We start from the raw sequence: 13,096 nt of genomic DNA, 5'->3' as shown, positions 1-13,096 counted from the left end.
TAATGGTTTAAGTTGAGACGTGAATGTTTAATGGTAATAGGGAACAGTTGAAAGGTGAAAGGTGAAAGGTGAAAGGTGAAAGGTGAAAGGTGAAAGGTGAAAGGTTAGATTTTCGGGCCACGGGATGTGAGGTGTTTGGCATCGGTAAAAATAAGAGTGGAAGTGGTTAATTTAATACCTTGTTAGCATCACTAACAAGGTATTACTTCGAATCTTATAACCAAATTTTTTGAAGTTCTGGCCATTGTTTTTCAAATTGCTCACTTGGGCGAGCACTAAAATTACTGCGCACAAACTGATTCATTTTACCTTCAACGTAGGCAAGCAAAAAGTTAGCTAGGGTTAACTCATCGCTTTGGAAGTTTTTACCTTCACGTAGCTTACGCTCTCTAAGAATTTGTTTAAATTGGGTTTCTAGTTTTTCAAATAAGCCCTGTACACGCTCACGAAGTCGCTCTTGTTCTCCTTGTAGAGCGTCGCCTGTTAATATACGAGTAATGCCAGGGTTTTTCTCAGCAAACGTTAGCAACAGTAATAAGGTATTGTATACGCGTGCTTTGCTTTCTTTTTCGTTATCTAAAATAAGATTAATACGTGATAGCAGGGTATCTTCAATAAACTCAATTAATCCTTCAAACATCCGCGCTTTGCTCGGGAAGTGGCGATAAAGAGCGGCTTCAGATACGCCAACTTCTGCGGCAAGTTTGGCAGTTGTAATACGCTGGCCAGGGCTGGTTTCTAACATTTGTGCGAGTGCTTGCAGTATTTGCTCTTTGCGATTACTTTTTTTTGTCGCAGGCATGAACATTCCTTTTTTAATAGTTATTTTTTCTACATCAATGTGCGATAACACAGCTACCGGCCTAGTGCTGCTGCGGGCAATAACCAGTAAGGCGGTATTTTCACGTATTACGTGAAGCTCTGGTACTGCGCAAGCATTAAACTATATTAGCGAAGTAAAATTACACTAAAAGGTCACAAGGCGTCATCATGTTAATGTTTTATTCAGTTTGTTTCCAGCCTTTTTATAATCGTTTGGCAAGCTGCTCGATCACTTTGATGGCTATTTCTGTTTTGCTGGTCTCAGGTAAATCGAGTTGTTCATTTTGCCAGTAAAGAGTGAGTGCGTTACGCTCTGAATTAAAGCCCAAATCACTTTTCGATACGTCGTTAGCACAAATCATATCGAGGTTTTTATTGGTTAGTTTCCCTTTAGCGTAGTTAGCAACATTTTGCGTTTCTGCTGCAAAGCCGACAGTGTAAGGGCGGCTTTGTGTAAGGTTTGCTACTGCTGCTATAACGTCTGGGTTCTTAACTAAGCTAAGAGTGAGTTCATCGCCTTGTTTTTTCATTTTTTGCGTGGCGATATTTGCTGCGCGGTAATCGGCTACAGCAGCGCAACCAATAAAGGCGTCAGATTGAGGGGCGTAATTGAGAGACTCTTGCAATAGCTGCTCGGCACTTTCTATATTAATTAAATTAACCCCTTGCGGCGCGGTAATGGTTACCGGGCCTGAAATTAAGTTAACTTGCGCGCCAAATGATAAAGCAGCTTGTGCTAGTGCATAGCCCATTTTTCCTGAGCTGTGGTTTGATATAAAACGCACCGGATCGAGAGGCTCTCGGGTTGGGCCTGCGGTAATAGTAATGGTTTTACCCGCTAAGATTTGTGGTTGCGCAGGTTCAATGCATAAACTCACTAACTCATGCGGTTCAAGCATTCGCCCAGCACCGACATCACCACAAGCTTGCTCGCCTTTGCCTGGCCCCCATATAGCAACGTTGCGTGCTTTTAAAGTGGCTAAATTAGCTTGCGTTGCAGGGTGTGCGTACATTTGCTGATTCATTGCCGGCGCTATGGCTACTTTTGCGGGGGTCGCCAGTAATAAAGTCGTGAGCAAGTCGTCAGCAATCCCTGCGGCCATTTTCGCAATAATATTGCTGGTGGCAGGGGCAACTAAAATTAAATCAGCCCATTTTGCAAATTCAATGTGCCCCATAGCGGCTTCGGCTGATGGGTCTAGCAACGAGTCAGACACCATTTCACCACTCACAGCTTGCATGGTTAGCGGGGTGACAAAATGTTTTGCTGATTCAGTCATTACAACTTTAACGTCACAACCATGGTCTTTTAAGCGTCTTACGAGTTCAGCACATTTATACGCTGCAATTCCACCGCTAATACCCAGCACTATTTTTTTATTTGTTAAATTAATCATGGTTGTTCATCAATTTTATAAAATATGGTGGCCAAAATAACAAATTTTGAGCGTGACAGCTAAAATAAAATGCGTTTTATCGCGCTAATTTTTGATTTTGCATTACAGTTATACAGTACAGTAATCTTTCAAGGATGAATCATGCAATTAACGTCATTACCTAATTCGCTCCGCCCGCGAGAAAAACTGCTAGAAAAGGGCGCAAAGGCACTCTCTGATGCTGAACTATTAGCTATATTTTTGCGCACGGGCCTACCCGGCATGAATGCCATAGAGTTGGCGCAGCATTTGATTAACGAAAATAAAACCCTGCATAATTTGTTTAATGCCAGTATGGATGAATTTTGTGCGCAAAAAGGCTTGGGAATGGCTAAATATGTTCAGCTACAAGCAGTACTTGAGCTAAGCCAGCGTTACATGCAAGAGGGCTTTGTGCGCGACGCCGTTTTTAACTCTCCACAAGCCGTTTATGACTATTTAACGCTGCAAATGCGTGGATTGCAGCAAGAGGTATTTATGGTGTTGTACCTTGATAGTCAAAATCGTTTATTAAAAGATGAAATATTATTTTACGGCACAATTAACGCAGCCAGTGTATATCCGCGTGAAGTGGTAAAGGCGGCACTGAAAAATAATGCGGCGGCGGTGATTTTTTCACATAATCACCCCAGTGGTATTGCAGAACCGAGTCAGGCCGATAAGCTCATTACTAATAAATTGTGCCAAGCACTGCAATTAGTCGACATAAATGTGTTGGATCATATTATTATTGGTGGTGAAAGTAGTGTTTCGTTTGCCGAACGGGGACTGATTTGAGTTTATCGTTTACAGATATGTGCTAAAAATGAGCGGTTTAGTGCGTTTTGGCAAATTAGTTTAATTTAAATGCAGTTTTTACTTTCCCTAAGGGCATTCGATCTTTATAATTAGCCGCTATCAAATTTACACATGAGCTGGTTGGATAAGATCAGTATTTGATCTTTGCCTGTAAAAGCTGTATAAAGAGCGCCCTTCGATTTATCTCTAGGGCACAAATACATGGCCTTAGGGAAAATTAAGCTCGAGCGAAGTTATTGGAGATATATAGACATGTCTAAAGTATGTCAAGTTACAGGTAAGCGTCCAGCGGTTGGTAACCACCGTTCACACGCGAGAAACGCGACTAAACGTCGTTTCCTACCTAACCTACAAACACACCGTTTTTGGGTTGAAAGTGAAAAACGTTTTGTAACATTACGCACTACTACTAAAGGTATGCGTATTATCGATAAAAAAGGCATTGACACGGTTCTTACAGAAATCCGTGCTCGTGGCGAAAAAGTTTAAGGAACTGAATTATGCGCGATAAGATCCGTTTAGTTTCAACTGCTGGTACTGGTTTTTTCTACACTACCGACAAGAACAAGCGTAACATGCCTGAAAAAATGGAAATCAAAAAATTCGATCCTAAGGCTCGTAAACATGTGATTTTCAAAGAAGCTAAAATCAAGTAATTTAGTTTTCTTTCAGAAATGTAAAAACCCAGCTTATGCTGGGTTTTTTGTTTTTAAAATCTGCTCTATCATCCACCGAAACCATATCACCGTAATGATACCCATTGAATTAAATCGCTAATTGGCTTTTGTTAAGCACCACGAATTATTCCGTAGATAATGGCATCAGTTGTTTATAACTAAAAAACATAAAAAGTATGAGCATTAAATAATTTTACGGGCTAAGTCGTTGGGTATTGTGTATTTAGAGTGCGGTTATGAGCTATTTAAGTATGCCTGAAGAGGAAGAAGGAGGTTTTACGGTGACTGACTAGGGTATGAGCTGTAAGTAGCTCTAAGGCTACTTACAGCGCGATATTTATACTTTAAAGTTCTCTACTGATATTCTTAGCTCTTCGGCTAATTTAGCCACTTCTGAACTTGAAATATTCGTTTGTACAGCGCCTTCTGCTGTTTGCTCGGCAATAGCAACAATAGACTCTAAGCGCTCACTGATCTCTTGTGATACTTGTTGTTGCTCTTGTGCTGCTGTTGATATCTCTTCACTGACATTATGCGCTTGTGATACTGCAAGGGTAATTGAATCCAGTGCACTATTGGCTAAGTCACTTTGCTCAACACACGAAACCGCGCGTTCTTTACCTTTTTCCATAGCTTTAACCGCTTCTTCAGCGCCCGACTGTAGTGACTCAATCATAGATTGAATTTCTTGGGTCGACTCTTGTGTTTTACTTGCAAGTGATCTTACTTCATCAGCTACCACAGCAAAGCCTCTGCCTTGCTCGCCGGCACGCGCAGCCTCAATAGCCGCATTAAGTGCAAGTAAGTTAGTTTGCTCCGCAATACCGCGAATAACATCTAAAATACTACCAATTGATGCGCTATCTTTGTGTAGTTTATTGATAACACTTGATGCTTCGTCTACCTCGTAGGCGAGTTGCTCAATGGTTGCTTTATTTTGATTTGAAATACCTTTAACGCGCTCCGCTTCTTTATCGGCATTTTTAATTTCGCTCAGTGCTTGTTGTGCACTATTACTCACTGTTTGTGATGTGCTGCTCATTTCAGTGGTTGCGGTTGCTGCTTGCTCTACTTGCGCTTGCTGATTACTGATTGCTTTGCTTGATTCACCGGTAATTGTTGAGGTTTGCTCAGAAGCGGCTGCAAGTTGTGTTGAACGTGAAATAATACCGGTGATTAAGCTACGTAAACTATCAATTAAGGTATTACAACTTTTCGATAATTCACCAAATTCATCTTTTGCGCTGTCATCTAAGCGTTGAGTCATATCACCACTGGCAACAATATCTAGAATACGATTTACTTCCGCTAATGGCTTAATAATACGGTTAACCGTAATGATGGCTACAAGCACAGCGATAATAGTCGCAATGATCATACCTATCCATGTCCATAAATTAGCTGAGTTTACGTCACTACGTACGCCTTCTTGTAATGTAAATGCAACGCCACTGGCTTGTAATACTAATTCGTCAATTTGGCTAAGCGCTGTTTTAGTCGCTTTTTCAGACTCTGCTAATTCACGCTCGGTTGTGCTTATTGCGTCAATAAGGCGCTTTTTATTCGCTGAAAGGCTATCGTTACCTAAAATATTGCTCTCTAGGGTATCTATATAACCCTTTAAGTCATTAAACAAGCTGCTGTGACTTTGCTCTATCGCCGGCTTTATTAATGAAACTGTACGAACGACTTCTTCAAAGTAATACACTTGCTCGTTTTTGATAATATCGAGCGTGTTAAGCGTTTTAACGGTTAGCATGTCGGTGCTGCTGGTAACCACGGACATAAAGTTATTTTCTAGATTATTAGCTGCTTGATAAGCGCGTGGATGATTATCCTCTAAACCATCAATATCAATAATATCAAGCACTATAGAGTTGGCATCTTCTGCCGCGAGCTCAATGGTGTCTAGTTGCGCTTTGAGCTTTTTGTTAAGCACTAGCTGGGTGTTTTTATCTTTAAGCAGGCTGCTTATGATATTTGAAAAGCTCTGATAGGTTTTTTCAACTTCAAGGCTACTTTTGTTTAATTGTGGATCGTCTTTAACAACTTGTTGTAGTTCGCGGTGTAATTTATCAAATATTTGTTTTTGTTCTTCTATTTGAGCTTTTAATGAGGCGAGTTCTTGAGCCGATGTAATATGGAAACTAGCTTGGGCGGCTTTACTCATCAAAATAAATTCAGCTTGTAATTGTGCACTTTTGTTCAATGCAGGGAGCGATAGCTGATTAACTTTTTGAGTTGAACGATCTATATTTGCTATTTTTATTAAAGAGTTACCGCCAATAATTAAAAGTAATAAAGTGATAAATATAAAACCACCCCAAATACGTTGACTCACTGTTAGATTCATATGGTTTTCCATTCAAAAATACGTCTATTAAAACTTATCGGCGCTTTCAACAATAAGTTAAGTAATTAAAAATAATTAATTTTTACTGTTAATAGTTAGTTGCTAAATTTACCGCGAAACTTAATTACAAACCAAGCATGCATAATACAAGTCTTCGATTAGGGATAAAAAATAATGTAAGACGTTAACACTTGTTTATTGCCTATGTTTAACTCAATTAAGAGTATTACTATTTTTTTTACACAATATTGTGAATGTTTTGTAATTATGCAATTTAACATCCGCTTTTAAACTTAACAGATGTATTAACTTTTTTCAGTTTATTTAGACAAAAGTTGTGATTTTTCTGAAAATTTTTGCTTACTTTGTAGTTCTATTAGTGTCATTGAGCCACCCCATACGCAACCCGTGTCTAGAGCATAAAGGTGGTTGTAGGGCGTTTTGCCTTCAAGTGCTGCCCAGTGTCCAAAAATTAGGTCATGTTGAGCGTTCATAATGGCAGGATGAGAAAACCAAGGAATTAGTGATGATGAATTTGTTGTTGCTTCTTTTGCATTAAAATCGAGCAAATTATCAGGCGTAATAAAGCGCATGCGAGTGAAATAATTAACGATGTAACGAAATTTAGCAGCATCATCAAGTTGCTCAGTCCATTTTAGCGGGTGAGGCTGATACATGTTTTTAAAATAGAACTCGGCATTGTTTTGACTGTAACACTGTTGAGCAAATTGAGCGTGTTCAATAGCATGTACGCATGACCAATCAGGGTTAAGTCCTGCATGAGAGATAAAACAATCATACTGCTCTAAATAAAGAGCTAAAGGCTGAGTTTGTAAAAACGCAATGTAGTGGGGCAGTTTACTACTGTTAAACAGTGCAGTGAGTCTGTCTTTGGGGTTAGGTGTAACATTATTTAAATAACAGGCAATCATGTGTAAGTCATGATTGCCTAATGTGACGCTAACACTGTCTTGATGTTGATAAATAAAATCAAGGCACGCTTTCGAGTTTGGACCGCGAGCGACAATATCACCCACTAAATATAAGTGATCTTTGCTAGGGTTAAAGTCGACTTGCTTTAACAATAAACTAAATTCGTCAAAGCAGCCTTGTAAATCACCTATTGCGTAGTCGGCCATTGTTACCTGTTTTTGTCAGTGTAAGATATTAGGACAGGCTAAGCGGAATACGTTTATGGGTGCTTTAAATTCAGCACCAAACTCGTTACGTAAAGTGTAATGTCCCTGCATGGTGCCTACCGGTGTATCTATTATTGCACCACTGGTATATTTGTAGCTTTCACCTGGAGCTATATCTGGGGTTTCACCCACCACACCTTCGCCTTGCACTTCTACTTCTTTGCCATTGGCATCAGTAATCAGCCAATAACGGCTAAGTAGTTTTGCACTGCATAAACTGTGGTTTTTTATAGTAACGGAGTAGGCGAACACAAACTTATCTAGTTCGGGTTGCGATTGCTCTTCCACATAAAACGTTTCAACAGATACCTTTACAGGTGATCCTATATTACTATTACTGCTTGTTGTCATAAATCCAGTTAGCTATATCAATAAATTGTTGTAACGACAGGCTCTCAGCACGCAAAGTAATATCAATGCCAATGCTGGTTAATTCGTCAGCTGTTAGAAGGTTGCCAAGGCTGTTACGCAACGTTTTACGGCGCTGATTAAACGCTTCTAAACAAACGGTGTTTAATATTTTAACGCTTTTAGCGGTGCGCTGCTGTGCCTTTTTAGGGATTAAGCGAATAACCGCAGAATCGACTTTAGGTGCCGGTTTAAAGCACTCAGGCGGTACTTCTACCACAGGCATCGCATGACAATAATACTGAGTCATCACACTCAAGCGACCAAAGGTTTTACTACCTGGGCCTGCTACCATGCGCTTTACCACTTCTTTTTGCAGCATAAAGTGCATGTGCTCAATATGATCGGCAAATTCAAACAAGTGAAACAACAAAGGCGTTGAAATGTTGTACGGCAGGTTGCCGAATACTTTTAGCTTTTTGTCATCTTTAACCAGGCTTGCAAAATCAAACTTCATTGCATCGCCTTGGTTTACGGTTAATTTTGGCCCTAAAAAAGGGTGTTCAATTAAACGCTGGGCTAAATCTTTATCTAGCTCAACAACCGTTAAATGGCCGCTTAAATCGGCAACAGGTTCGGTAATAGCGCCTAGACCTGGGCCAATTTCTACTAAATTATCTTGCGGTTTAGGATCGATAGCGGTGACGATTTTGTCGATGATTGACTCATCGAATAAAAAGTTTTGGCCAAAACGTTTACGGGCGCGGTGTCCTAAGTGTACTTTATCGGTCATTGATTCTGTGCTTTTTCATGGGCGAGCTTAATTGCTTCGCGGATCGCTAATTCAAAACTGCCAACATCAGCATCGCCTGTACCGGCTAAATCAAGCGCAGTACCGTGGTCGACTGAGGTGCGAATAAATGGAAGGCCAAGAGTTATATTCACTGACTTACCAAATCCTTTATATTTTAGCACAGGTAATCCCTGATCGTGATACATAGCCAGCACTGCATCGGCTTCATTTAGGTATTTATCTTGAAATAGGGTATCGGCTGGTAAAGGACCGATTAAGTTCATCCCTTCAGCTCTTAGTAGGTTGAGCGTAGGCGTAATCGTGTCGATTTCTTCGCGGCCTAAATGGCCATCTTCACCAGCATGAGGGTTTAAGCCACAGACTAAAATGCGTGGTTGCTCAATACCAAATTTCGTTTTTAAGTCATGATTAAGAATATTAGCTACTTTAACTAGTCGCTCTTGCGTAATGGCACGAGAAACATAAGCAAGCGGAATATGTGTGGTTACTAGGGCAACACGCAAACCTTCAGTGGCTAATAACATAACCACATCGGCTGTACCTGATTGCTGAGCAAAGTACTCAGTATGGCCACTAAAAGAAATGCCGGCTTGGTTAATAATACCTTTGTGAACAGGCCCCGTAACAACGGCATCAAATGTGCCATCCATATTCTTCTCGCTGGCAATACGTAATGTATCTAACACGTATTGTCCATTGGCGTCATTAAGCACGCCAAGCTCAACGGGCTCTGCTAAATTAATTTGCTTAATATATAAGCTGCCAGCCGCTGTTGGCATTGCTTTGGCTTGTTCATCAAATTCAATTAATTCAATGTTTAAACCCAAATGCTTAGCGCGTTGTTTTAGTAGCGATGCATCTGCAATCGCTACTAGTTGCGCATCCCAGCTGTGCTGTGCCAGTTTTAATAGCAAGTCTGGGCCAATGCCTGCAGGTTCTCCGGGGGTTACCGCAATTCTTAAGGTCATAATTATTCGTCTATTGGGAAAATTTCAACGTGGGCTTGTTCGCGCATTTCTTGCTGCCAGTTAAAGCTTTCTTCTTTAAATTTACGATTAAACAACATGCCATGTGCACGATTGCGTTTAGCTTGCTCTGTCTTATCTGCAACACGTTTATCTAGTAACTGCACAATGTGCCAGCCAAACTGACTTCTAAATGGTTCGCTGATTTCGTTTTTATCAAGTGATAGTAACGTATCTCTAAACGCAGGCACGTAGGTGGTTGGATCAGTCCAATCGTATTGACCGCCTTTAAGTGCTGAACCTGGGTCTTGTGAATGCTCTTTAGCAAGTTCTGCAAAGTCAGCATCGCCGGCGCGTAAATCTTTAACAAAGCCTGCTAACATAGTGCGAGCTTTTTCTTCACTTAAAATAATTGAAGGCTTAATAAGAATATGGCGAGATTTAACTTCAGTGGTTTCTACTACTTGGCGGCCACGTACGTCTTGCACTTTAATGATGTGGAAACCCGCACCGGAACGAAGTGGACCAATAATCGCATCTTTCTTTTTACCTTTTACAGCTTCTGCAAATAACGATGGCATTTCGTTAATGCCCATCCAGCCTAATTGTCCGCCCTCAAGCGCTTTTGAGCCGCTTGATGATGAAATGGCAATACGTTTAAATTCTTGGCCATCTTCCAGCAGTTCAATAACTTTGTCTGCGCGTGTTTTTGCTGAGCTTACGTCGTCTGCACTTGCACCACTTGGAATATCGATAAGTATGTGACCAATATCGTATTCTTCGGCATTTTGGCCTTGGCTATCCATAATTTTTAGTAAGTTATCAATTTCTTGGTCGCTTACATATATACGGCGGTCTACGTTTGCACGTGTAACTTGTTGCGTGGTTATCTCTTTACGAATTTCTTCGCGGTAAGCTTGAAAGCTCTCACCCGACGCTTCAATAGTACGACGCAAATCAGCAATTGTACCGCCTTGCTCTTTAGCCATGTTGGCAAGTGTTTGGTCAAGCTGGCTATCTGAAATTTCTAAGCCCATGCGCTCAGCCATCTGCATCATCAAGGTTTGATTTACTAAACGCTCAATCGCCTGAACACGTAGTGTTTCGTCTTTTGGCAGCTGTTGGTTTTGTTTTTCTGCTTGTTTTTTTACGCGATCAACAATAGTGTCTACTTCACTTTTTAAAATAACGCCTTGGTTTACAATACCAATTACTTTGTCTATTTCGACAGGGGCGGCAAATGCACTTTGGCACAAGCTGAACGTTAAAACTGCTGATGTTAATAATTTTTTTAAATTCATATTCTTTTTACTACTCTTACTAATAGTACTGTTGTAATGCTAAATACGGCTAAATTAATATAGTTATTTGTAAATTTTTACTATAAATAAAGCAGTTTAGTCATTAAGAAAATACGGCCTACGATAACCAAAAATACCTTGTTGTAATAATTTTTGAGCATCGTAACGGCTTTTACTACCAAGCCCTTTTAATACAAAATTCAAACGTATGCTCGAATCAAAAGTGGCTTGGGGTTGCCCAATTGACTGATTTAAATCAGTTTCAATTTGGCGATGGCCAGTAATTTGGAACGCCCAACAGCACGATTCATACTGTAATCCACTCAATACTTCAATACTGCGGTTATTATCAAGATCGCGATGGTAACTTGCAATAAATTGCCACTCGTCACTGATAGGGATGCTTGTAAATAAGCCCGCTTGCTCGATTGTATTTCCTGAGACATCATTTGCATAGCGATGGTTCAATTGAACCAGCTGATTATCGTCACCTTTATAGTCTAAGGTTAAATTTGACTGGATAATTTGCTTGCCATCCGTGTCGTACTGAATACCACCCGATAAATACCAGCGGCGGTGCCAATGTAACATGGTTTGCGCTGCAAACAAGGCATTGTAGTTACTACCGCTATTAAGTCCTTGCTCTGTAGGCTTGGCTGAATCACTTAAATAAAATATTTGGCCTGCGCTGAAGTTAAATACTTCTTCATTTTTCTTATCAAATAAACGCGTTGTAGCCCCTAATGTAAATTGATTAGCTGCGGCAATTCGGTCAACACTTGAAAAACGCGCATCCCTGAATAAACCAAAAAAGTCATCTTGTAACTTGGTGGTATCGTATAAGCCAATGTCAGACTGATCTTTATTAGGCGTATATAAATACTGAATTTGTGGCTCTAGAGTTTGAATACCATCGTCAATAAAAATTGAGGTGTCGCGCTCAAAGTTAAGCTGAGAATATAAGCGCACTTTAGGCAAAGTACGCGAAACATTATCGCTATACTGTGTACCCTGTAAATCACCGTCTTGTTTATAGTTAGTTTGCAATAAGCTCACTTCAGATAAAAATGACCAGGCATACTCTTTGTAATCAAAGCGTGCTTTAGGTTCGATGTGCACGCGAGTAGCTTGGTCAATTACCGCAGAGCTGTTAGTAAAATGGCTCAGCTCGCCTGAAACACTAAAATCGAAATAATCAATTTTCCAAGGGGTGGTTTGGGTAAAGCTAATTTGTGGTAACGCCGTGTATGATTCTAAGTGGTCACCGAGTACTTCAAAGTTTTGCATCTTTATATCAGTACGCCACATTTCGCCCATATGGGTTAGCGAGCCGGTACGATAAAGCTGCGTATCGGTTTTACTTGCATAGGTTGAGTTTAAATCAGTGAGGTAGTTATCATCACTAACATTGGTAATATCAATACTGGCTCGCCAGTCTTCACCAATATAACTTTTTTGTTGCCAATGAAACAAAAAACGCTCGTTAAGCTCAGGCTCTGAGTCATCTTTATTTAAATATTCTATAGCCACTAAACCTTGGTGCTCTGGGGTTAAATATCTAAATTCAGTTTGTAATTGTAGCCCCTTACGTGACATATAACGCGGGGTAATAGTGGCATCATAATTAGGGGCAATATTCCAATAATAAGGCGTAATCGTTTCTAATCCATAGCGATCTGAACTTGAAAAGCTGGGCGTTAATAAGCCTGACTTACGGCGCTCATCGAGTGGGAAAGTAAAATAAGGTAAATAGAGTACCGGCGTATCTAAAATACGTAGCACGGCATTGTAGGTTTCGCCCCAGCCTTCTTCACGTGATAAGTTTATTTCATCGGCTTCAATAGCCCACACAGGCGTATTACCTGGGCACGCAGTAAAGCTTGCATTCATCAGCATTAAGCCAGACTTATCGACGGTGAGCTTTTCCGCGCCGCCTTTGCCTTGTTGTTGTGTTAGGCTATATTGTGCGCCTAATAAACTAAATGCTGAGTTATTTAAATCGGCATTTAAGCCCGAACTTTGTACGTGGCTTACATAATCGCGATAGGTAATTGGGCCAGTGGCATTAAGCAGGCCACGTTGTTTATCAATCAGTGCTGATTGTGCGGACAAACTCATGTTAACGGTGTTAATATCAACATTGCCAGTAAATTCAGCGCTTTGCGTTCCTAAAAGCTCAACGTCATCAGCGCTGATATCAACCGTTCCAAGCTCAAGGCCAGCAAGCGGTTGCCAAGCTCTGGTTTGCATTGAAGTGCCACAAAAATTGTGTGTCAGTTCAGTTTCGGCAAGCGATGGTGCGCTCAGTACGCTTAGCATCAAAATGCCCCAGGTTTTGCTCATTTATCGACCTTTATGCTCTGTGATTAGTTACAAGCTATAC

General features: G+C 40.5%; 12 protein-coding genes. 3 read left to right on the top strand and 9 right to left on the bottom strand.

The window, feature by feature from the left end; all coding sequences use genetic code 11:
• Window positions 1–214 precede the first annotated feature (214 nt).
• Together slmA and coaBC are read right to left on the bottom strand one after the other, a co-directional pair.
• Window positions 215–802 carry a nucleoid occlusion factor SlmA gene (slmA, locus tag CWC30_RS12280; protein ID WP_008113236.1) on the bottom strand — a complete coding sequence of 196 codons (588 nt, stop codon included), beginning with the start codon at window positions 800–802 and terminating at the stop codon, window positions 215–217.
• Window positions 803–1,025: 223 nt separating this feature from the next.
• A complete protein-coding gene (gene coaBC, locus CWC30_RS12275; protein ID WP_138627219.1) occupies window positions 1,026–2,219 on the bottom strand; it encodes a bifunctional phosphopantothenoylcysteine decarboxylase/phosphopantothenate--cysteine ligase CoaBC in 1,194 nt (397 codons plus the stop codon).
• Between the two features lie 141 nt (window positions 2,220–2,360).
• Between coaBC and radC the strand changes: the two genes are divergently transcribed.
• From radC to rpmG, 3 genes are all read left to right on the top strand, one after another.
• On the top strand, window positions 2,361–3,035 hold the full coding sequence (gene radC, locus CWC30_RS12270; protein ID WP_013465906.1) for a RadC family protein: 675 nt from the start codon (window positions 2,361–2,363) through the stop codon (window positions 3,033–3,035).
• A gap of 273 nt (window positions 3,036–3,308) precedes the next feature.
• A complete protein-coding gene (rpmB, locus tag CWC30_RS12265; protein ID WP_008464111.1) occupies window positions 3,309–3,545 on the top strand; it encodes a 50S ribosomal protein L28 in 237 nt (78 codons plus the stop codon).
• Window positions 3,546–3,556: 11 nt separating this feature from the next.
• Complete coding sequence (gene rpmG / locus CWC30_RS12260) at window positions 3,557–3,712, top strand: 50S ribosomal protein L33 (protein WP_004587947.1); 156 nt, start codon at window positions 3,557–3,559, stop codon at window positions 3,710–3,712.
• A 358-nt stretch (window positions 3,713–4,070) separates the two neighbouring features.
• Here rpmG and CWC30_RS12255 read toward each other — a convergent pair whose 3' ends face one another.
• The 7 genes from CWC30_RS12255 to lptD form a co-directional block, all read right to left on the bottom strand.
• A complete protein-coding gene (locus tag CWC30_RS12255) occupies window positions 4,071–6,086 on the bottom strand; it encodes a methyl-accepting chemotaxis protein (protein WP_138627218.1) in 2,016 nt (671 codons plus the stop codon).
• Between the two features lie 320 nt (window positions 6,087–6,406).
• Entirely contained in the window at window positions 6,407–7,225 is an 819-nt protein-coding gene (locus CWC30_RS12250) for a symmetrical bis(5'-nucleosyl)-tetraphosphatase (RefSeq protein ID WP_138627217.1), read from the bottom strand.
• Between the two features lie 15 nt (window positions 7,226–7,240).
• Complete coding sequence (gene apaG, locus CWC30_RS12245; RefSeq protein ID WP_138627216.1) at window positions 7,241–7,636, bottom strand: Co2+/Mg2+ efflux facilitator ApaG/CorD; 396 nt, start codon at window positions 7,634–7,636, stop codon at window positions 7,241–7,243.
• Window positions 7,620–8,426, bottom strand: coding sequence for a 16S rRNA (adenine(1518)-N(6)/adenine(1519)-N(6))-dimethyltransferase RsmA (gene rsmA, locus CWC30_RS12240; protein ID WP_008113221.1), 807 nt, complete (start codon window positions 8,424–8,426; stop codon window positions 7,620–7,622). The genes apaG and rsmA overlap by 17 nt, the downstream gene beginning before the upstream one ends.
• A complete protein-coding gene (gene pdxA, locus CWC30_RS12235; RefSeq protein ID WP_013465902.1) occupies window positions 8,423–9,415 on the bottom strand; it encodes a 4-hydroxythreonine-4-phosphate dehydrogenase PdxA in 993 nt (330 codons plus the stop codon). Before pdxA ends, rsmA begins: the two co-directional genes overlap by 4 nt.
• A gap of 2 nt (window positions 9,416–9,417) precedes the next feature.
• Entirely contained in the window at window positions 9,418–10,713 is a 1,296-nt protein-coding gene (surA, locus tag CWC30_RS12230; protein WP_036980216.1) for a peptidylprolyl isomerase SurA, read from the bottom strand.
• Between the two features lie 96 nt (window positions 10,714–10,809).
• Window positions 10,810–13,056 (bottom strand): LPS assembly protein LptD, encoded by a 2,247-nt coding sequence (gene lptD / locus CWC30_RS12225; RefSeq protein WP_138627215.1) that lies wholly within the window; start codon window positions 13,054–13,056, stop codon window positions 10,810–10,812.
• Between the last annotated feature and the right edge of the window lie 40 nt (window positions 13,057–13,096).

The organism is Pseudoalteromonas sp. S4741 (assembly GCF_005886135.1).
GTDB lineage: Bacteria > Pseudomonadota > Gammaproteobacteria > Enterobacterales > Alteromonadaceae > Pseudoalteromonas > Pseudoalteromonas tetraodonis.
The sequence above is the reverse complement of the archived record's forward strand: the minus strand, read 5'-3'. Positions and strand labels throughout refer to the sequence as shown.